A 19,576-nucleotide genomic window follows, 5' to 3' on the forward strand; every position below is an offset into this window, starting at 1 on the left:
TATTAGAACTTATGAACCGTATCAACGATCATCAGCAAGAAGCTGAGTGTCAAATGGTTAATGGAAAAGAAAAATACTTTTTTTGCCCACGAATCCGTTTCTTCTTTCTTAATCGTAAAGCCTTTAAAGGCATAAAACGCCCAAAGCACGGACAGTAACACGGACACGATCATAAAAATCATACCGGCATATCCATAAGCATACATAAGGATGGGTACCGGGATCAGCAGCACAATATAAGGAATCATCTGAATCTTAGTCCGATGGATGCCTTTCACGACTGGCAGCAATGGAAATCCTGCTGCGCGATATTCCTCAACTCTGCGAATGGCAAGTGCCCAGAAGTGAGGCGGTTGCCATAAGAACAGTAGTGCGAATAAGAGCCAAGCACCCATGTCAATACGGCCCGATGCGGCCACATAACCAATTACCGGAGGCATAGCCCCAGAAATACCGCCAATGGATGTACTCCATGTAGATGAACGTTTCAACCAGAGTGTATAGATGCCAACGTAGACAAACATACCCAATATGCCCAGTAGTCCTGCCTTCACACCAGAGAAGAAGAATAAAACAGCCAATCCGACAATACCCAAAATAATAGCGTATGACAACACCGTTGTAGGGGTCAGACGTCCTGTTGGCAGTGAGCGATTACGTGTGCGCTCCATCTTCAAATCCAACTCACGGTCAAAGTAGTTGTTAAAGACACAAGAAGACGCCATAACCAGCATTGTACCTAAGAGTGTAAGAATTAACTTTATATAGTCAACGTCCCATTGCGATGCCAACCAAAAACCACCGAAGGCTGCAACCAGATTAGTACGAAGGATGCCTGGCTTGGTAACTGTAATAAAATCTTTCCAAGTTCCCGCCTTACCGGGTGGTTTAGATTTTACAGAATAGGTAGCCGCATCCGAAGAAGTCTTATAACTAATATTATCCATTGTGAGTAACTCCCCCTTAGAGATGTATGAATTCGGGAGTAAGTTGAACTCCGATATAAATTTTATCATATACCTACCCCAAAAAGTTTGACAGAAAACGCACAAAACGTTCACAATTCAGATGGCAAATCACCCCTGCTGATCGTTTACAGTAAATTTGGGTAGTAATAAGTACAGGAAACAATACAAAAGGAGCGACAGATATGGATACAGCCACACACTTTGTCATGGGAGTCGGGTTGGCCGGGCTGGCCTATACTGATCCTGTCGTCGCCGGAGATCCCAAACTAGCAGCGGTCATACTGCTCGCTACAGTCGTAGGGTCACAAGCTCCGGATTTTGACACCTTGCTTCGGTTGAAAAATAATGCAGCGTATATTCGCAATCACCGTGGACTGTCGCATTCTATCCCCTTCTGGTTGATATGGATCTTGTCCATAACGGGACTGATTTGCCTGATCTTCAGGGATGTGCCCCCAGGTCATGTAGCATTATGGGTAACGATTGCCGTCTGCCTGCATGTGTTCACTGATTTATTCAATACGTACGGAACCCAGGCATTTCGGCCGTTTACGAATAAGTGGATATCTTGGAATATCATCCATATTTTTGATCCCTTTATTTTCGGCACCCATGTTGCTGCGATCATGCTGTGGATCACCGGATTGGTTCCGCCCGCCCCTTTATTTATTACGCTGTACGTCATTATTGGCCTGTATTACATTTGGCGAACCTGGAGTCATTTTATTACCAGAAAAGCGGTACGTGATATGGACAACAAGCGTCAGGAAGGCGACACCTATTATATCATTCCCACGGTATCATGGAACCGGTGGCATGTGGTAAAAGCTCATCAGAATGGAAGCTATGACATTGGCGGATTAAATGGCAAGCATTTATTTTGGACGAAACACGCAACTCCATCCACACATCCAGCCGTAGAGGCCTCCAAATCCTATCGCGATGTGCAAGCATTTCGCTATTTTTCCTCCTTTGCCGTTGCCGAGGTGGAAGAACTGGAATGGGGCTATATTGTGCGATGGGGAGACGTCAGGTATCGACACCGGAGGCAATATCCATTTGTGGCGGTGGTCGCGATGGATAAGCAATTCGGACTGATCAACAGTTATATTGGATGGCTCAGTGACGAAAAGATGCAAAAACGTCTTTCCTTGCATACGAATTAAAAATATTTCCAAGCTAACAATAGGCCGAGTGTATTACAGACAGCAAGTCTCCCTTAAACGGGGGCTTGCTGTTTTTTTGACTATTCCCGTAAAAAAAGTATTTCATGAAAGCGCCCTCTTGACGAAGCAGACTAACGTGATTCACAATGGTCATAAACATGCGCAAAAAAATCCGGAGCATGATTGCTCCGGATTTTCTTCATCACAGCTGCTCATAATACAGCTTCCAAGATGGGAGTGTTTATGTGTATTACTGCAAGCGGCTGCTGCCCGACAAGGATTGTTCTGCTTGTTGGACCAGCTTTTTCGTGATGTATCCCCCAAGAGAACCTGTTTCGCGGGAAACGACATTACCGAAGTAACCGTCCTGAGGGATGGTGATGCCAAGTTCTTGAGCTGCCTCATATTTTAATTGTTGTAAAGCGGCGTTGGCCTGCGGTACTTGCAGGTTGTTTGAACGACGTCTGCTCATATTTGAATCTCCTTTCAGTTCTTTGTGAGTGAGGTTCATTGCAAGCTTGCAAGATTATTATGGCTCACTTACATCTACTTATTCCTGAAATTCAACATTCGAAGGCTGGAGGTTTTTACCATGAGCAAAGGTCTATCCCTATGGTTCGCCGTTTCATCCATTGTCCTGCTGACAGCAGCCGCTATATCCATCAGCTATTCTGCATGGCTTGCTATATTACTGGGACTTTTATCTGTCGGTAATATCGGCTGGGGCTTCGTAATCAAGGCCCGACAACGCCGCTCTTAAGTTAATTTGTAGAAGACCCCATCTGTCTGTCTTCAATTGGCTCTAGCGTAGACGTGGCAAAAAGCCCATGCGCTCTTTGACCGCAGACAGCGTGACTTCAGCAGCTTCTTGAGCACGCTCTGCGGATTGGGCTAAAATATGTCCAATTTCACCGGATTCCCGGATATCGCGATAGCGCTGCTGAATCGGTTCAAGCATAGCTACAACCGTCTCTGCCAGTTCTTTTTTAAATGTCCCGTACATTTGGCCTTCATAGCGATCCTGCACTTCTTGGAGCGACAAACCGGAACATTGGCTGTAAATGCCCATCAGATTACTAATTTCCGGTTTATTGGCTGGATCATATCTAACCTCACTGCCCGAATCGGTAGTAGCGCGGCTGATTTTTTTGCGTATGACTTTTGGATCGTCCAGCAGTGCAATAAAACTACCTGCATTCGGATTACTCTTACTCATTTTCTTGGATGCATCATCCAGGGACATAATTCTCGCCCCTACTTCAGGGATATACGGCTCCGGAACAGTAAAATAATCTCCATAACGGTGATTAAAGCGGCCCGCTAAATCACGTGTCAGCTCCAGATGCTGTTTTTGGTCGTCGCCTACTGGGACAAGGTCCGCATTGTAGAGCAAAATGTCAGCTGCCATCAATGACGGATATACGAACAGCCCTGCTCCTACGGAATCCTTGCCGGCGGCTTTGTCCTTAAACTGAGTCATACGCTCCAGCTCGCCCATATTCGTCAGTGTTGTCATCAACCATCCCAGCTCAGCGTGCTGTGGAACATGGGATTGCAAAAAGACATTGGATTTCTCTGGGTTAATACCCGCTGCGATAAATAATGCCGCTACCGCCTCCGACTGCTCACGTAATTGAGCTGGTTCCTGCGGTACAGTAATCGCATGAAGGTCTACGACCATAAAGTAACATTGATGATCCTCTTGCAATTTGACAAAGTTTTTCATTGCGCCGATGTAATTACCCAAAGTAAGTTGTCCACTAGGCTGAATACCTGAAAGTACGGTTTTCATATTCTTCCTCCTCCGATTATTTCAATATTTTAGAACGCAAAAAGGCCCCGCATCCTCAAGGGACGCGAGACCGTGGTACCACCCTTATTCATTGCTGTCAGCCTATGAGTTGTCGGAGCTATCCTCCGTGGCCGCTGCAATCTTGAAGCTCCGTTAACGAGGAGCAATCGGCCGTCATACTGAGGAAAGTAAAATCCTGTTCTGTGCGGCACTCCAAGGTCCATTCAGCAGTGCAGGCTCGCCGATTCTCATCCACCACCGGCTTTCTGAAGAGCTTATGCAAAAGCTTACTTGTCCTCATCATCGTGTTATCCATGTCATTTCTTTCTAAGCTACATTAATGATAATTCCGCTTACTGTTATTGTCAAATGACGATTGTGCCATATGACCAAAAATCTGTTATCATAATGACACGAAGCTTCAACCGATTATAGTGGACAAAGGAGCATGAATATGAAACAAGTGACCAAAGAACACTGGAACGGTTACGACACGTATGTTTTACATAGTGGTGAATTGGAAGTTACAATGATCCCTCGTCTGGGGAATAATATTATCTCCGTGCGTGATCTGAAGCTGAACCGGGATATCGTACGTCGACCTGGCGAGGAAGAATTGGCATTTTATTTACAAAAGCCATATCATTTTGGCTTACCTATTTTGATTCCTCCTGGCCGAATTCGCAAAGGACAATTTGAGTTTGACGGCGTCCCATATCAGTTTGACCGTAATACAGCCAACGACAATCATATACACGGTCTGCACCGTAATCAATCCTGGCGTTGCAGCGATATTGAAGAGGATGAAGAAGGTTGCAGCGTAACAACCGAGTTTCTGACAGAAAGTGATCCGCACTGGATGGAACAATACCCCATTCCTTTGCGGCTGGAAATGACATATCGTTTGCAGGGAACTGTATTAAGCCAAACGCTGCGCGTCACTAATCTAGGTGAAAAAACAGCCCCATTCGGCTTGGGATACCACACTTGGTTTATGGTGGATGGAGAACCTCAGCGCTGGCGCCTGAAGCTGCCGGTGAATGGAGTATATGAACAGGATGCTGAGCAGCTGCCTACAGGTGTCATTACTTCTTTAGATCATTTGGAACAGCTCTCCTCAGGTTTATCTTTGAAAGGAACAAATTTGGATACTGTGCTGCGAGCAGCGGAAGGCCCTGCTGAAGCTGTTTTGACTCGTGATGATGGCTATCAAATCCGCTACACCGCAGATGAGCAATACTTTAAGTATTGGGTACTATATACCAAAGGGGAATGCGATCAGTATCTTTGCATTGAGCCTTATACCTGGCTATCTGATGCTCCCAATTTTCCTGACCCAGTCGGAGATGGTGGGCTGATTCGTCTGGAGCCTCAACAATCCATCGACCTCAAAACTCAGATTCATATCATATATCCTTAATTTCCCTATAGTCGCTTTTCTTCCTTCGGCGCATATTTTCATAACTCTGTCGCATACTAACCTCATCACAGCCGAAGGAGGTGACTACACATGTATGAAGCCAATCAAGGCAGAGGACGTCGTAGCAATACTCTGGTCGTTCCTCAAGCCAACAACGCATTGCAACAATTGAAATATGAAGCTGCGCAAGAACTGGGCATCACCATTCCGGCAGACGGTTACTATGGTGATATGCCGTCCCGTGAAGCTGGGTCTCTGGGAGGCTATATCACTAAACGCTTAGTACAGCTGGCCGAACAGCAATTATCAGGTCGTTCAGGTCAATAAGCGTCATTATTCCACATGAGCATTCCGTTATCGTAATTTACCAAAATGCGTTATAACGGGTATATAACAAAGGCGGTCTTCCTTCGGAAGGCCGCTTTTCTTTGCTCTTTTTAATGTCGATAGTTATTCAGATTTAGCCGCGCGATATGTAGGCTTGTTATAGCGGATCATGAGATTCGCCATGTTGTAGTTAGACTCTAATGTTGCATCTACCAAGATTGTTCCTTGTCTGATGGCAAAATCGAAAGCAATCTCACCATGAGTCCAGCTACGCTTGTGATTTAGCGTTTCCAGGGCCATACGCCGAAAATGGTCCCGATGCTCTACAGATAAGCCTGGGTCTACTGCTGCAAATGTGCCACCTTTGCCTGCAATTGGATTATGCCGAATCCCAAATTTACCAACCACATTGTTCCGTATTTGTACAAATACGATACCTGACGATAAACCCGCCAATTCATTATCCAATTCTTTAAAAACAATATCCATCTGCCTCGCCAACGACAATTGACCTACTTCATCCATCAAAAACCCTCCTATATACCTTATATGAAAATATTTAATAGGTCTTACGGCTCAATTATATGCGAAGGTTTTTAAGCTTACAATCAAATTCAACATAATTGGGTATTTATAACTATTTTCTAAGTATATCCATCATTTTAAATTTCGCTAACAGGTAGCATCAATTGCACTTCGACATTTTGCGACTTTATTCATCATCCTCTGCAAAAATTACAAAAAAGGCCCCCCTTACGGGAGACCTTCTAAAATGTAACTCTGTTATTTTGTCATTTGCAAAAATTGCTCAATATCCTGAACAGTAACTTGTGCGGCGTTACGCCAGAAGTCAGCCTGTGTTAAATCGGTCCCCAAGTGCTTGGAGGCCAGTTCTTCTACTGTCATGCGACCTGTATCACGCAGCAAAGCATCATATTGGTCAGCAAAGCCATCCGGATTTTCCTTCGCAAAAGCGTAAATCCCTGCACTGAACATATACCCGAATGTGTATGGGAAGTTGTAGAAAGGAGTTTCCGTAATATAGAAGTGCAGCTTGGAAGCCCAAAAATGAGGATGAGCCTCATCCAGAACCCCACAAAATGCTTCACGCTGCGCTTCTTCCATCAACTCGCTTAATTGCTGTGCTCCTACAACACCTTTTTTCCGCAGCTCGTAAAAACGGGTTTCAAACAGGAAACGGGCATGAATGTTCATAAAGAAGGCTACACCACGCTGAATTTTATCCTCCAGCAAAGCTACCTTCTCCTGACCCTCAGCAGCTTCCAGCAGAGCATCTGATACAATCAGTTCTGCCAGCGTCGATGCTGTCTCAGCCACGTTCATAGCATAATTTTGATTCAATGGATGCAATTCATTCATCACATGTTGATGATAACCGTGTCCTAGCTCATGGGCCAGTGTCGAAACGTTGGATGGTGATCCGGCATAGGTCATAAAAATACGGGTTTCTTTGCTTAGACGCAGAGATGTACAAAACCCGCCTGGACGTTTGCCTGGACGATCCTCTGCTTCGATCCAGCTTTTCTCAAAAGCCATCTGGGCAAAGTCAGCCATTCTCGAACTAAATTTACCAAATTGCTCAACAATCGTTGCGGCTGCATCGTCGTAAGGGATTTTAGTGGTCGATGTTCCCAGCGGAGCTTCAATGTCATGCCAGGACAGTTTTTCTAAGCCTAGCAGCTTGGCTTTCCGCTCCAGGTACTTGACTACAATAGGCTTTGTTTCATTAATCACCTGCCACATCGTATCCAACGTTTGGGCTGACATACGACTGATTTCCAGCGGTTCCTTGAGCACGTCTGTCCAGCCTCGGTTTTCATATAGCTTGAGGCGGAAGCCTGCCAGATGATTCAGCGTATCGGCACAATAGTCCTCTACCTGAGTCCATGCCTCTTCCCAACGTGCAAATACGTCTTTACGTACGCCGCGATCTGCTTCATCCAACTTATTCGCTGCCTGACCTACAGACAGGTGTACAATTTCACCATTTTCAGGCACAGGGATCGTCATATTTTTGACAATGGTATCATAAAAGTCACCCCAGCCATGGTAACCATCCACTGCCAAATCCAATGCAAGACTCTCCAGCTCAGGAGCCATTTTTTCGCGCGCTTCGTTCCGGTATTCAGTTAGGACAAAGGAAATCGGCTTGATCGCTTCGCGCTCCATCCACTTCTGCCAAATGTCTTCACTGGTTTGTGCCAGCAAGTTCTGGAAAGCGACTAAAGCACTTTTTCCTTGGGCATACAACGAATTGACACGCGCCCCCAGTTGAACAGCCAGCTTGTCATGCTGATTTTGAGCAGTTAAACAAGATACAAAAGAACCTGCCTGCGATGCTCCATTAAACAGCTCCTGTATGCTATTCAGAACACTATCCAGACGCTCGGTATCCAACACCGTTTGTGGCACTTTGGCTACTTTAAGCTGGGATTGCAGCTGTTGGACCTTGCTCTCCAGTTCTTCCAAAAATGCATGAAATGAGGCAGAGGAAGAGCCTCCGCTAAAAATAGATTCCAGATCCCATGTTTGCTTTAACGGTGTTTTCATAATAGTTCCACCTTTCTTTTTTGGCGAATTCATGTGGTTTCATATACAATAAAGCTACATCGTGATGGTACAATCACTACAATTAGGAGGAAAACAGGATGAGACCCTTACAAATTTCGCCGGAAACGGCTGTGAAATTATCCGAAAAACTCGGCATTCCGCTGGAACACCTTATGCATACACCCCAGCACATTTTGATGCAAAAGCTGGCCGAACTAGCTAAAGAAGAAGCCGCTGGCTCGAACGGCGGAGAATCGGACAAATCATGATTCCTTTTGATAAAACCTGGCCTTATGACATTGTCATGGGAGATGTTTATGTACAGTCTTGTCCGTTTTGCAACCATGATAACGTCTTGCTGCCCCTGAAGCCCAAAGAGCTTAAGCTCATTCATGAAGGCATGAAAAAGCTGCTTGTGTTTCCATGCTGCCATAACAAGGTTACTTTGGTGGATTGTGACGACGATTATTTGCTGTCAGATACCACGTTGCGCCATCATTAATTTATGAGGCAGTTGCAAGATAACTCGTTTTACAAACAAGGTGTGAACCATGAGCCTAAATTGGTCATAGTGCACACCTTTATTTCTTCAAGAGGAGCTTGCGTTCTGCATTTCCTCAGGTAGCTGGAAGTTTTTTGCCAGCATTTGTTCACGCAGGACAGACCACTGTTCACGAGAAGCTCTAATCATCGCTGCATCCATAATTTTCTTGTCATTAATGACACGCGAAAACCAGCGCACTGCTTCGTTAAAGTTACCCGTACGTCGATGCAGTTCACCAATCAGATAAAGCAGTTTGGCATTATTCGCACCAACGCCCTCCAGCTCATAGACTCGAACATAGGAATCCAAACTAAATTTGAGAAAGCGAAGCTCCTGCTCCTCATTCCCCTGGTATCTGTACATCCATGCAATATGCTGCAATAGACTGGCTACTACGCGTTCCTTTTCTCCGATGACCTGTGCACAGAGTAAACCCAACTTGTACGTTTCTAACGCCTCTTCCCAGCTACGATGCCCGCCATATTCGCGAGGCTGCCAGCGATTACCGATTTTATCCTTAAATAGCTTGGTTTGCTGATCGCTTAACTGAACGGTAGAGTGCTCTGTCGAAGTAAATCCACAATGAGGACAGACCCGTACGACATAAAAATCGGGATTTTCGTTCTTATAATAAGCGCAAAAATCTGAATCGGTACGAATAGCCTTCTTTAGGCTTGGTCTGACACGGGATGTCTGAAATTCTTGTTCGCATTGCGGACAGACGATTTTGATCTGATATAACGGTTCAAGTTCCAATGTTTTTACAACCCTCTCCAAAATTCGGCAATCCCCGAAAGCTTACGGGGTATTTACAAAATGATGCGCAGGACCGGACAAACGACTAAGTATGATGGAACGAAGCGGCTCCTCAATTCCCGTATCCGTTAACGCATCTGCCATACAAGACAACCATGCCTCTGCTCGCTCCTCCGTCACGGGGAACTTCATATGTCTGGCACGTAACATCGGATGGCCATATGCATCAGAAAAGAGGGACGGCCCTCCAAAAAACTGGCTCAGGAACATAAACTGCTTTTCCTTTACCGGCTCCATGTCTTTAGGAAACAGGGGACTTAACAACGGATCTTTATAAACTCTCGGGTAGAAGGCCTCAATAATAGCACGAATACCTTCCGCACCCCCAAGGTTGTCATAAATGCTCAGGCTAGGATTCACTTTTCCTCCAACTTTCTGTGCTATGGTAATAAATATACACTCGTATTATAACAAAAAACAAAAAATGACGCTAAAAATAAGCGTCATTTTATCAATTTAACATATGAAGAGGCTTGCTTCACTGCACATCGCTTCGTCATTCCATGAATACCACTAATAACTCCGCCAATCCTCTTCACCGGGATGGACGAGAGAGGCACGAATGACATACACAAAAGCACATACAAACAGACCGGCAACGATACTCATCCTGATCACTCCATCCTTAAGGTTATGGAATCGTTGTTTTCTTATTTTAACATACTCTTTACAAAAAAACAGCATTCCATGTAATCGTTTTCTTTACTTTTTTGTACTCTTTGTCCATCCTCGACATAGGTATAATAGTACAACTCCAAAGGAGGGGCCTCTATGTCGCTGTACCGCCGTTTCTCGCTTCCTTTGCTCATCCTTATGCTGTTATTCCTATTCATACTGATGGCCGCGTATCCGCAATCTTCTTTGAATGCCGGGCTTCGCGGTCTTGCCATCTGGTGGGATGTGCTGTTCCCGTCCCTATTCCCATTTTTCGTTATTTCCGAGCTTCTTCTCGGCTTTGGAATTGTCCATTTCATAGGTGCGCTACTGGACCCACTGATGCAGCCTCTATTCCGTGTACCTGGGTGCGGGGGGTTTGTCGCGGCGGTCAGTTGTGCATCCGGCTACCCTATAGGGGCCAAATTAACCGCTAAGCTGTGGGAACAAAAATGGATCACTCGCATTGAAGGTGAACGTTTGGTCGCGTTTACGACTTCCTCTGATCCGATATTTCTGATTGGTGCAGTTTCTGTTGGCTTCTTCCATCAACCCGAAATTGCACTCGTCCTGGGAGCGGCTCATTACGGTGGCGTTCTCATCATCGGACTACTCATGCGCTTCCATGGTTCCCGTTCAGAAAAAAACGATATTCGCAGCAAACGCTCTCAACCTCCTCAAAAAGCCTGGTCGAAGTCTGCTAACACATTAACAACAGGTCGCAATAAACAGCCTGGGCCACTGCGCCAAGCGTTATATGCCATGCATACAGCACGTTTGGAAGATGGCCGTCCATTGGGTGAGTTGCTTCGTCAGGCGATTGCTTCCTCCCTACGCCTTATTATTGTCGTAGGAGGGCTAGTTGTATTCTTCTGCGTCATTTTAGAAGCTTTGACGAACTCCGGCTTAATGAGCGGGCTTCATCTGCTTACGGCTAGCCTATTGTCTGCCTGTGGTCTTCCTCCTACATTAACAGAGTCCATCGTAGGTGGTATTTTTGAAGTCACTTTAGGTGCGCAAGCTGCAGGTGAAGCTGCAACAGCGGCATTACCGTTCAAGGTAGCCGCAGCAGCTTTTGTTCTCTCCTGGGGCGGGCTATCCGTCCATGCACAGGTTGCAAGTATTTTAAATATGACGAATCTCCGCTATATGCCATTTTTGCTGGCCCGGGCTGCGCACGGGATCATCTCTGCATTGCTAGCTCTCGTATTATGGCGCCCGTTAATGGGGCAGGGAAGCTCTCCGGTCTTTTCTCCGGTACACGATATCGCATGGTCCCCTGGCTTCTCGTCCGCTATGCTGCTGCAAAGTCTGCTGCTTCTTGCCTGCATACTGGCCGGAATGCTTGCTCTCTCCTGGTTAAGCGTGGGTACAAGTCGCTTATTCATACGATTGAAAGGAACACACCGGCAATGAACGATTGTGTTCTTGCTCATAATTGATTATGATCGATATATACCCATGACAAAGGAGCTTTTCATCTTGAGATATTATGTTCTGGATCGCGGGGATCAGCACTCCATGGACTTGAGTCAGCAATTTCACCGTCTTGCCCAAGAAAAGAATTTCAAGCTGGATGCCGAATCGCCGGAAATCGTCGTGTCTATTGGAGGCGATGGTACGATGCTTCATGCGTTTCATACCTTCATTGACCGCATTCCGGATATTGCCTTTGTTGGTGTACATACCGGTCATCTGGGCTTTTACGCGGATTGGCGTGCGGACGAGCTGGAGGAGCTAATCCACCTGATGAGCCAAAGCGGATCTAAGGGACCGCTTAACCCGAGAATCGTTAAGTATCCACTGATTGAGTTGGAAATTCACAAGAAGTCAGGCAATGCTTCTTTTATTGCCTTAAATGAGTTTACATTAAAAGGGGTAGATGGCACGGTCGTTGCCCAAGTAGATATTAACGATATCACCTTTGAGATGTTCCGTGGTGATGGTATATGTGTTTCTACACCTTCAGGAACAACCGCCTATAATAAAGCACTTGGCGGAGCTATGGTTCACCCTACCATTGAAGCATTACAGTTGACTGAGATCGCTTCCATTAATAACCGTGTGTACCGGACATTGGGATCCCCCCTGCTACTGCCAAAACATCATCATTGTGATATTTTTTCACGGAAAGATCAGCGTCTTTTACTGACTGTAGATCACCTGAACTTTCCTGTGGATGACTTGATCTCTGTTCGATGTCAGGTTGCAAGTCAGAAGATCAGCTTCGCTCGTTACCGTCCTTTCCCATTTTGGGATCGGGTACGCAACGCTTTCCTCAATTAGAACCTGTAAAAGAGCCAAATCCTGGCTCTTTTTTTAATTGATCAGGAGAAGCATTAGCCCCATCTTAAAATGTGCAAAAAGTTGATCATAACATTGGCAGTTGTGGAGGACTTACAAACAAAACGGCTCCTGAAAATTCAGGAACCGTTTTGTTGTGGAGATGTGAATGTTTTATTTTTTTGACGCTGGCCCTCAGGTTCACGCGAGACACGAACTTGCCGTCCCTCCCGATTTTCCTTTGGCTGCCGATCATAGCGTGGCCCACGCGATTCCTTTTTATCGAAATTTCCCTGTGGATTGCGCTGCCTACGTGGTTCCCGGGCTTGCTGCCCTTCCCCCGAACTTCGCCCATCCTTTGCTTCACGCGGTTCCCTTGGCTGGCGCGAATCACGTGCTTCACGCTGCCGATTTCCTTCACGTCCTTCTCTGGATGGGCGACTTTCGCGAGCTTCACGCGGCTGTCGTTCACGTACTTCCTGCGCATCCTTCGGTTCCCTACGTTGCAACTCTCGTGGTTGGCGGGCTTCTGAAGGCTGTTCCACTCTCGACTCCTCTGTAGCTGCGGAATCCTGCTGTGGTTGCGGCCATTCCGTTTGTCCAGCTGAAGGTTGCGAACCTTCTTGGCGCTCTTCAGTTTCTGACATTTCCGCTTGTTCCCTTTGAGCATCTACCAACTGCTGGATGTCGGGAGGAACGAAGTCATCACTGGTACCGTTCTTATTTTCAACTTCACGGCTTTTTTGCAGCACAAAATAGGCACAGCCAAAATTGCAGTATTCATTAATATAATCGTCCAATACCACAATGGATGTATCTTTATTGGCTTTGGGGTGCCCTTCTCGATAAAACCCCTTCAGACGAAGCTGATTGTAACCCCAATCGCCAATAATATAATCATAGCGATCCAACACTTCACTATATCGATCACGAAAGGCTTCGGGATTCCACCCGTTCTTGTGATCCTGCAACACTTCATAGTTTTTACCACCGATTTGAAACAAGCTATTCTGACCGCCTTTCCCGGATCAAACCTGCGAAAGGGCGCTTTCTTCCTTATGCTGAGCGGCCGACTTCACCTGCTCATGCGCTTGGTAGGAGCTGCGGACCATCGGACCGGATTCGACGTGGCTGAATCCTCGCTGTAATCCCTCTTCCTTTAACTTCGCAAAATCTTCCGGTGGATAATATTTTTGCACGTATAAATGTTTCTCGGATGGCTGCAAGTATTGACCAATTGTCATAATGTCACAATCGACTTTGCGCAGATCATCCATGGTTTGTAAGATCTCGTCCCACTCTTCTCCGACACCTAACATGATGCTTGATTTCGTTGGGATATCCGGATTTAATTGTTTTGCACGTTGAAGCAATTCCAGAGAGCGATGATATTTCGCTTTAGCCCGAACCTTGTCGGACATGCGTTCCACCGTTTCAATATTATGATTCAAAATATCTGGCTTGGCATCCATGACGATTCGCAGCGACTCAATGTCGCCCATAAAGTCGGGAATCAATACTTCTACACTGCAAAAAGGTAATCGGCGGCGAATCGCACGAACCGTTTCTGCAAATATTGTAGCGCCCCCGTCTTTCAAATCATCGCGGGCCACACTGGTTACGACACAGTGTTTTAAATTCATGTTCTCAGCCGCTTCTGCGACGCGTTCAGGCTCCTGCAAGTCCAGTTCCGTAGGCATTCCCGTATTTACTGCGCAAAAACGACACGCACGCGTACAAATATCACCCAAAATCATAAATGTAGCTGTCCTGTTGGCCCAGCATTCATATATATTAGGGCATCGTGCCTCCTCACATACGGTATGTAATGTCTTGGAACGCATCATGCTCTTGATTTCCTGATAGTTATCGCCTGTCGTAAGTTTAATACGAATCCAATCGGGTTTAGCTTCCTTCACTTTTTTAGACAATGGCATAGACCTTCTTTCTGATAAGCTTAAGCTGTCATTGCCATACATTATAGCATGAAAGCCATGGAAAAACCTCCATTCATTGTTCCCTTTTTGATATGACATTGATGCCGGAAAAAGTAAACTCTTGAGATGGATAAAAGCGGCGGATATGGCTCAATCTAATCAAAAGCGCCCTATTTACGCGAATACGGGCCAGAATTTACCGGGCGGTTAAGCCCTTTTATAGGAGGTCGGTTCACGTGTCTTACCCTACGCGGGCAGTCCGCGCTGTTCGTCTGTTATCGCTGCTGTTGTGCGCTACTACACTGACAACGGCTTGTCCGCTTCCTGCTCATGCCCTTGCCGAGCACACAAAGTCCTCGTCAGCCGGAAATAACCTGACAACAAATATGGATGCTTCACATGCTTCGTCTTCATCGTATACGTCCAGACTTGCTTTATATCACTCCATCGAAGCCCTGACAGGAGTCCCTTGGTACAGACTGGCTGCCATCGACCAGTACGAACGCACACTCACGGTGGCCCATCCCAAGGATCGCAAGCATGCGGAACGGATCATAGGTATTTTTGTGACAGGACCGGTATGGTCCGGTCTGTTGAACCCTGATGCCGAGGATCAAAATCCACGTTCCATTGAACTATTTTCCGGGCTGGGACAAGACGGCTCAGGCGATGGAATCGCTGACCGCAATAATGACAAAGATTTGCTGTTCAGCATCGCTTCTTATCTCGGAAAGTATGGAAATAACGAGGATGAATTTGGTATTGCCGTGTGGGAATATTACCATAACAGCCGCTCGGTTCAAAGAGTTCAGCAGTTTGCCAAGCTGTATCAGACGTATGGCAAACTTGATCTGGTCAGTCAAGCTTTTCCGCTGCCTCTAGGCAGCATTTATAGCTACCGCAGCACTTGGGGAAGCCGACGCAGCTGGGGGGGCTACCGTATACACGAGGGGACTGACCTGTTTGCTGGCTACGGAGTTCCGGTTCGCAGCACCTGCTACGGTGTAGTTGAAATGAAGGGCTGGAATCCCTTCGGAGGCTGGCGAATCGGTATTCGTGATCTCAACAACCGCTATCACTACTATGCACACCTTTCCGGCTTTGATAAAACCGTTCATAACGGAGACATCGTCACGCCTGGTCAGACGGTGGGCTGGGTCGGAAGCTCGGGCTATGGGAAACCGGGTACCCAAGGCAAGTTCCCACCACATCTACACTATGGTATATACCGGGACAATGGCTGGACAGACTGGTCCTTTGATCCATATCCGCTATTAAGACAGTGGGAGCAGAGTGAACGTAAAGCGCTCAAATCAGGAAAAACCAAAGGGACCTCCTCATAGGTCCCTTTAGTTTTTTTGAGTAACTCACACTCATCCCCTCTTGTTTATGGCGTTGGGGACTGATTGAGGGAATTGGGGTCTTTCTGTATCTCTGGAACACTTTCTATGCTGGAACTTACAGCGCCGCCACTCTCTATGGAATGGGAAGGCAGTGCCAACTGCGGAGCGGTTGCACCATTTTTGCCGACTGGTTTCCCCTGATTATCATAGTAGTACATCGGGACGTTGCCCACTACCAGCAAATAAGAAACCGGAATTTCCGTCTCCACAATCTGAGGTTGCATTTCAAACGGTATAACCACAGACACTTCCGTCGTAATTCGAATGTACACTTCCACCAAGATCATGTTTATGCCCGCATCCTGCTGACGTGTATTTAAATCCACCTTGATTGCTCCATGCGGCTCCACTTTTAGGGGAACCTTGGGTCCATAAGCTGCCAGTAGCGGACTCCCCAATGCCTGACCAATCGGAACACTTTCATCAAAATGACTCATACTGTCCATCGTTGCCTTGACTGCTTTGAGCGTGTCTGACGTAATTCTCATATGCTCCGCATAATTTAGAACAAATCCAGAGGTTCTCCCTTGCGTATCCGTTCTCCATTCGATCAAATTATCAGCAGTCTTCCCCTGCTCTACCTGCGCAGTAATTGCTGAATTAATAGCCTCTGTCGCCATTTGTTTGACCCGCACTTTAGCCAGATGCATCATAGGTGGCTTCAAATGCTGTTCCACATAGGCGGCCACCTGTACGATTCCTACCAGCAGCGCCAATGCCACAATGAGCCACATCCTGCGTCTACCACGTCGCCTTCTGTTCGGTCTGCTGTGCCATTGCGGTTTTCTATTCATTCTGATCCCCCCGCAGCGATGAGCTTACTTTAGAAGGATATGCCGCAAATAAACGAAAAAGAAGCTGCCCGTCCGGCAGCTCCTCCTGGTGGTAAACATATATGATTTCAAATACGATTCAGTCCAAGCTCAACTCATTATTTGAAAATGTGGTCAATCTTCTCGATATCCGCTTGACTCAATTGGACATTCAGCGTTTTCAGATTCGCCAGAACCTGCTCCGGTCCCTTCGCGCCTGGAATGAGGGCATCAATCGAATCACGAGTCAAATACCATGCAAGCACCACATGAGCAACCTCTGCATTCAACGCATTAGCGATCTCGCGTACCTGCTCCACTTTGTCCAAATTACGAGCAAATGCCTCTCCCTGAAACAATGGATCTTTCGCTCTGATGTCCGTAAAAGTCATGTCTTTCGTATACTTACCACCTAGTAGTCCAGAAGCTAGCGGGAAATACGGCACAAACGAAATGCCATTTTCCTTAGTATAAGGCAGCAGATCCTTCTCAGCTTCCCGTTGCAGCAAATTATAATGGGATTGAAGCACATCTACATAGCCGTCACTATTCGCATCCTTAAGTTGTTCAATGGTAAAGTTAGATACACCTATAGCTTTAATTTTGCCTTCGTCCTTAAGCTTCTTCAGTTCTCCGACTGCTTCTGCCTTCGGCGTAGCTTCATCTGGGAAATGGATATAGAACAGATCAATATAATCCGTTTGTAATCTTTTCAGACTGGATTCGACGGATTCACGTAAAAAAGCAGGCGAGTTGTCAAAAACAACCTCTCCGTTTACAAATTTATGTGCTCCCTTGGTCGCTATAACAGCTTCCTCACGTTTGCCGCGCTCTTTAAGTACCTCACCGATCAACCGCTCTGAGTGCTCAGGCCCATAAATAAAAGCTGTATCCAGAAAATTGATGCCGTTATCCAAAGCTGTGCGAACGACTTCTTTGCCCGTTTCATTGTTCAAACCGGAAAAAAGATTATGTCCTCCTACCTTATTCGCACCCAAACCGATTGGTTTTACATATAAATCTGTTTTGCCAATACGCACTTGCTCTGCCAATTCACGTCATCTCCTTTTCGAAAGTTACTTCCATTTTATTATTACATTCCAAAAAAAGCAAAGTGCGTACCTGGCTGCTGCTCTTATCCCTTGATCCCCGTTAAGGCAATACCTTCCATAAAATACTTCTGTCCTATGGCAAAAAGAATGATAGCTGGCAACACGACAATTAAAGAAGCGGCCATCAGAACACCCCATTGCGCTGAATATATTCCCTGAAACTGCTGTAGCCCAATCGCCAACGTAAATTTGCTTTCATCATTAAGATAAACGAGCGGTCCCATAAAATCATTCCATGTGTTCAAAAATGTAAACAATCCGATGACCAAAATCGCTGACCGGGACAAAGGTAAAATAATTCGAGTAAAGATAGTAAAATGGTTGCCTCCATCCACAAATACAGCTTCATCCAGTTCTCGCGGAAGAGTCATATAAAATTGTCTGAGCAAAAAGATATTAAAAACGCCTCCACCAAAAAACGAAGGTAATACCAATGGAACATAGGAATTAACCATACCTAATGCCTGCCAACCAATAAAAGACGGAATCAGCGTAACTGCAAACGGCAGCATCATACTGCTTAATAACACAGCAAATACCTTATCTCTTCCTTTCCATCTCATTCGCGCAAAGCTGTAGGCAGAAATGGTACTCGACAGGAGTACACCCGCTAAAGTACCTGCAACGACAATAAATGTGTTCACAAAATAGCGCCCAAACGATAACTCTTCAAACGGCTGTAAAAAATTCTCAAGTACAAATGGCTCCGGAATCCATTTCGGTGGGATCAAAAAAATCTGACTTAAATCCATCATGGAGCTTCTCACCAGCCAGTAAAAAGGAAACATGCAAAAAAGTGACCCCACAATAAGCACTGTGTAGAGAAAAACTCTACTCCAACGCAAACCATGTTTTTTCATCGTCATGCCCCCCCGCCTTCGTAGTACACCCATTTGCGGGCTGTCTTAAACAGAAAGGCAGTGAATGTTAAAACTACAATAAAGAGCACCCAAGCAATCGCACAGGCATAACCCATATTCGAAAAAGTAAATGCCTCGCGGAATAAATAAAATGTATAGAACAAACTGGAGTTGTTGGGTCCACCCTGAGTCATGACGTAAGGCTGGACAAACACCTGAAATCCACCGATGAAGCCCATAATCGTATTAAAAAAAATCGTAGGCGATGTCAATGGAATTGTAATATAAACAAGCTTATGAAGAGCACTCCCGCCATCAATTTCAATGGCTTCATAATAATGCCTAGGTATATCTTGCAAGCCAGCCAGAAAAATAATCATGGTTCCCCCAACGGTCCATAAACTCATTAAAACCAGTGTAGGAACTACCGACCCTTCACTATAAATCCATTGACTTTCCGGCAAATGCAGCGCACGCAGCACCACATTCAGTAAACCAAGATCGGGATCAAACAGCCACATCCAGATCATAGACGATGCGATGAGTGGCACAATCGTAGGCAGGTAAAAAACGGTTCTGAAAAAAGCCAGACCTTTTACCTTTTGATTAAGTAATATCGCTAAAAAGAAGGCTACTATAATTTGCAGGGGCACACTCAGAAACACATAATAAAACGTAACCCCAAGGGATTTATAAAAAAATTGGTCCGTACCGTCAAATAAGTGGACGTAATTATCCAGACCGATAAAATGGGCCTGTGAAGCAACCTTATAATCGGTAAGACTGAACCAGAGACTAGCGATCATCGGTCCCAGAACAAAAATGACAAAGCCGAGAATAGCAGGGGCGGCAAAAAGCCACCCCAACCCATTTTCCTTCTTACGAATAGAAGATAATGATTGCATTCTATC

The 19,576-nt window shown here is 45.8% G+C and carries 22 protein-coding genes and 1 other annotated feature; of the genes, 9 read left to right on the plus strand and 13 right to left on the minus strand.

Translation table 11 applies throughout. From position 1 onward, the window contains the following. Positions 1 to 2 precede the first annotated feature (2 nt). Positions 3 to 947 (minus strand): heme o synthase, encoded by a 945-nt coding sequence (gene cyoE, locus HFD99_RS15290; protein WP_016819989.1) that lies wholly within the window; start codon positions 945 to 947, stop codon positions 3 to 5. A gap of 203 nt (positions 948 to 1,150) precedes the next feature. Between cyoE and HFD99_RS15295 the strand changes: the two genes are divergently transcribed. Continuing rightward, positions 1,151 to 2,134, plus strand: coding sequence for a metal-dependent hydrolase (locus tag HFD99_RS15295; protein WP_016819988.1), 984 nt, complete (start codon positions 1,151 to 1,153; stop codon positions 2,132 to 2,134). 250 nt (positions 2,135 to 2,384) lie between these two features. On the opposite strand, the gene HFD99_RS15300 is transcribed toward HFD99_RS15295, so the two are convergent. Then, positions 2,385 to 2,606 carry an alpha/beta-type small acid-soluble spore protein gene (locus tag HFD99_RS15300; protein WP_013311857.1) on the minus strand — a complete coding sequence of 74 codons (222 nt, stop codon included), beginning with the start codon at positions 2,604 to 2,606 and terminating at the stop codon, positions 2,385 to 2,387. Positions 2,607 to 2,726: 120 nt separating this feature from the next. Between HFD99_RS15300 and HFD99_RS15305 the strand changes: the two genes are divergently transcribed. Further along, entirely contained in the window at positions 2,727 to 2,894 is a 168-nt protein-coding gene (locus tag HFD99_RS15305; protein ID WP_016324694.1) for a hypothetical protein, read from the plus strand. A gap of 42 nt (positions 2,895 to 2,936) precedes the next feature. Here the strand turns inward: HFD99_RS15305 and trpS are convergent, their stop codons facing one another. Continuing rightward, entirely contained in the window at positions 2,937 to 3,926 is a 990-nt protein-coding gene (trpS, locus tag HFD99_RS15310) for a tryptophan--tRNA ligase (protein ID WP_016819987.1), read from the minus strand. 55 nt (positions 3,927 to 3,981) lie between these two features. Continuing rightward, positions 3,982 to 4,239: a binding site (T-box leader), on the minus strand. Between the two features lie 141 nt (positions 4,240 to 4,380). Here trpS and HFD99_RS15315 point away from each other — a divergent pair. Further along, a complete protein-coding gene (locus HFD99_RS15315; RefSeq protein ID WP_017427268.1) occupies positions 4,381 to 5,346 on the plus strand; it encodes an aldose 1-epimerase in 966 nt (321 codons plus the stop codon). A gap of 90 nt (positions 5,347 to 5,436) precedes the next feature. Continuing rightward, a complete protein-coding gene (locus HFD99_RS15320) occupies positions 5,437 to 5,673 on the plus strand; it encodes an alpha/beta-type small acid-soluble spore protein (protein WP_013372934.1) in 237 nt (78 codons plus the stop codon). A 123-nt stretch (positions 5,674 to 5,796) separates the two neighbouring features. Here the strand turns inward: HFD99_RS15320 and HFD99_RS15325 are convergent, their stop codons facing one another. Together HFD99_RS15325 and HFD99_RS15330 are read right to left on the minus strand one after the other, a co-directional pair. Next, positions 5,797 to 6,198: a hypothetical protein gene (locus tag HFD99_RS15325; protein ID WP_017427267.1), complete on the minus strand. Its 402-nt coding sequence runs from the start codon at positions 6,196 to 6,198 to the stop codon at positions 5,797 to 5,799. A 258-nt stretch (positions 6,199 to 6,456) separates the two neighbouring features. Continuing rightward, a complete protein-coding gene (locus HFD99_RS15330; protein WP_025365777.1) occupies positions 6,457 to 8,244 on the minus strand; it encodes a M3 family oligoendopeptidase in 1,788 nt (595 codons plus the stop codon). 98 nt (positions 8,245 to 8,342) lie between these two features. Here HFD99_RS15330 and HFD99_RS15335 point away from each other — a divergent pair, with 98 nt between their 5' ends. Continuing rightward, on the plus strand, positions 8,343 to 8,513 hold the full coding sequence (locus HFD99_RS15335) for a YycC family protein (RefSeq protein WP_016819983.1): 171 nt from the start codon (positions 8,343 to 8,345) through the stop codon (positions 8,511 to 8,513). Then, entirely contained in the window at positions 8,510 to 8,746 is a 237-nt protein-coding gene (locus HFD99_RS15340) for a hypothetical protein (protein WP_013372938.1), read from the plus strand. The genes HFD99_RS15335 and HFD99_RS15340 overlap by 4 nt, the downstream gene beginning before the upstream one ends. An 87-nt stretch (positions 8,747 to 8,833) precedes the next feature. Here HFD99_RS15340 and HFD99_RS15345 read toward each other — a convergent pair whose 3' ends face one another. Both HFD99_RS15345 and HFD99_RS15350 read right to left on the minus strand, forming a co-directional pair. Further along, positions 8,834 to 9,544 carry a DUF2225 domain-containing protein gene (locus tag HFD99_RS15345; RefSeq protein WP_017427265.1) on the minus strand — a complete coding sequence of 237 codons (711 nt, stop codon included), beginning with the start codon at positions 9,542 to 9,544 and terminating at the stop codon, positions 8,834 to 8,836. Between the two features lie 42 nt (positions 9,545 to 9,586). Next, positions 9,587 to 9,964 carry a globin domain-containing protein gene (locus HFD99_RS15350; RefSeq protein ID WP_013372940.1) on the minus strand — a complete coding sequence of 126 codons (378 nt, stop codon included), beginning with the start codon at positions 9,962 to 9,964 and terminating at the stop codon, positions 9,587 to 9,589. 411 nt (positions 9,965 to 10,375) lie between these two features. Between HFD99_RS15350 and ylbJ the strand changes: the two genes are divergently transcribed. Further along, positions 10,376 to 11,674: a sporulation integral membrane protein YlbJ gene (gene ylbJ, locus HFD99_RS15355; RefSeq protein ID WP_123797619.1), complete on the plus strand. Its 1,299-nt coding sequence runs from the start codon at positions 10,376 to 10,378 to the stop codon at positions 11,672 to 11,674. 66 nt (positions 11,675 to 11,740) lie between these two features. Further along, the gene (locus HFD99_RS15360; protein ID WP_017427262.1) at positions 11,741 to 12,544 is read left to right on the plus strand and encodes an NAD kinase; all 804 of its coding nucleotides are present in this window, start codon (positions 11,741 to 11,743) and stop codon (positions 12,542 to 12,544) included. Positions 12,545 to 12,681: 137 nt separating this feature from the next. Here the strand turns inward: HFD99_RS15360 and HFD99_RS15365 are convergent, their stop codons facing one another. Both HFD99_RS15365 and lipA read right to left on the minus strand, forming a co-directional pair. Then, positions 12,682 to 13,545, minus strand: coding sequence for a YutD family protein (locus HFD99_RS15365; protein ID WP_044787940.1), 864 nt, complete (start codon positions 13,543 to 13,545; stop codon positions 12,682 to 12,684). A 24-nt stretch (positions 13,546 to 13,569) separates the two neighbouring features. After that, positions 13,570 to 14,472: a lipoyl synthase gene (gene lipA, locus HFD99_RS15370; protein WP_016819978.1), complete on the minus strand. Its 903-nt coding sequence runs from the start codon at positions 14,470 to 14,472 to the stop codon at positions 13,570 to 13,572. Between the two features lie 242 nt (positions 14,473 to 14,714). Between lipA and HFD99_RS15375 the strand changes: the two genes are divergently transcribed. Continuing rightward, a complete protein-coding gene (locus HFD99_RS15375) occupies positions 14,715 to 15,821 on the plus strand; it encodes a M23 family metallopeptidase (protein ID WP_123797621.1) in 1,107 nt (368 codons plus the stop codon). Positions 15,822 to 15,865: 44 nt separating this feature from the next. Here HFD99_RS15375 and yunB read toward each other — a convergent pair whose 3' ends face one another. The 4 genes from yunB to HFD99_RS15395 form a co-directional block, all read right to left on the minus strand. Then, positions 15,866 to 16,615 carry a sporulation protein YunB gene (gene yunB, locus HFD99_RS15380; RefSeq protein ID WP_016819976.1) on the minus strand — a complete coding sequence of 250 codons (750 nt, stop codon included), beginning with the start codon at positions 16,613 to 16,615 and terminating at the stop codon, positions 15,866 to 15,868. A gap of 197 nt (positions 16,616 to 16,812) precedes the next feature. Further along, positions 16,813 to 17,745 carry an aldo/keto reductase gene (locus tag HFD99_RS15385; RefSeq protein WP_016819975.1) on the minus strand — a complete coding sequence of 311 codons (933 nt, stop codon included), beginning with the start codon at positions 17,743 to 17,745 and terminating at the stop codon, positions 16,813 to 16,815. Between the two features lie 83 nt (positions 17,746 to 17,828). Continuing rightward, positions 17,829 to 18,665, minus strand: a complete 837-nt coding sequence (locus tag HFD99_RS15390) for a carbohydrate ABC transporter permease (protein WP_123797622.1) — start codon at positions 18,663 to 18,665, stop codon at positions 17,829 to 17,831. A 2-nt stretch (positions 18,666 to 18,667) separates the two neighbouring features. Then, on the minus strand, positions 18,668 to 19,570 hold the full coding sequence (locus HFD99_RS15395) for a carbohydrate ABC transporter permease (RefSeq protein WP_123797623.1): 903 nt from the start codon (positions 19,568 to 19,570) through the stop codon (positions 18,668 to 18,670). Positions 19,571 to 19,576 lie beyond the last annotated feature (6 nt).

Source organism: Paenibacillus sp. EKM301P (assembly GCF_011800295.1).
GTDB lineage: Bacteria > Bacillota > Bacilli > Paenibacillales > Paenibacillaceae > Paenibacillus > Paenibacillus polymyxa.

Bases quoted from the DNA above. Each gene is read 5' to 3' on its own strand.
- cyoE (WP_016819989.1), bottom strand. From the start codon at position 947: ATGGATAATATTAGTTATAAGACTTCTTCGGATGCGGCTACCTATTCT.
- HFD99_RS15295 (WP_016819988.1), top strand. From the start codon at position 1,151: ATGGATACAGCCACACACTTTGTCATGGGAGTCGGGTTGGCCGGGCTG.
- HFD99_RS15300 (WP_013311857.1), bottom strand. From the start codon at position 2,606: ATGAGCAGACGTCGTTCAAACAACCTGCAAGTACCGCAGGCCAACGCC.
- HFD99_RS15305 (WP_016324694.1), top strand. From the start codon at position 2,727: ATGAGCAAAGGTCTATCCCTATGGTTCGCCGTTTCATCCATTGTCCTG.
- trpS (WP_016819987.1), bottom strand. From the start codon at position 3,926: ATGAAAACCGTACTTTCAGGTATTCAGCCTAGTGGACAACTTACTTTG.
- HFD99_RS15315 (WP_017427268.1), top strand. From the start codon at position 4,381: ATGAAACAAGTGACCAAAGAACACTGGAACGGTTACGACACGTATGTT.
- HFD99_RS15320 (WP_013372934.1), top strand. From the start codon at position 5,437: ATGTATGAAGCCAATCAAGGCAGAGGACGTCGTAGCAATACTCTGGTC.
- HFD99_RS15325 (WP_017427267.1), bottom strand. From the start codon at position 6,198: ATGGATGAAGTAGGTCAATTGTCGTTGGCGAGGCAGATGGATATTGTT.
- HFD99_RS15330 (WP_025365777.1), bottom strand. From the start codon at position 8,244: ATGAAAACACCGTTAAAGCAAACATGGGATCTGGAATCTATTTTTAGC.
- HFD99_RS15335 (WP_016819983.1), top strand. From the start codon at position 8,343: ATGAGACCCTTACAAATTTCGCCGGAAACGGCTGTGAAATTATCCGAA.
- HFD99_RS15340 (WP_013372938.1), top strand. From the start codon at position 8,510: ATGATTCCTTTTGATAAAACCTGGCCTTATGACATTGTCATGGGAGAT.
- ylbJ (WP_123797619.1), top strand. From the start codon at position 10,376: ATGTCGCTGTACCGCCGTTTCTCGCTTCCTTTGCTCATCCTTATGCTG.
- yunB (WP_016819976.1), bottom strand. From the start codon at position 16,615: ATGTGGCTCATTGTGGCATTGGCGCTGCTGGTAGGAATCGTACAGGTG.
- HFD99_RS15390 (WP_123797622.1), bottom strand. From the start codon at position 18,665: ATGAAAAAACATGGTTTGCGTTGGAGTAGAGTTTTTCTCTACACAGTG.
- HFD99_RS15395 (WP_123797623.1), bottom strand. From the start codon at position 19,570: ATGCAATCATTATCTTCTATTCGTAAGAAGGAAAATGGGTTGGGGTGG.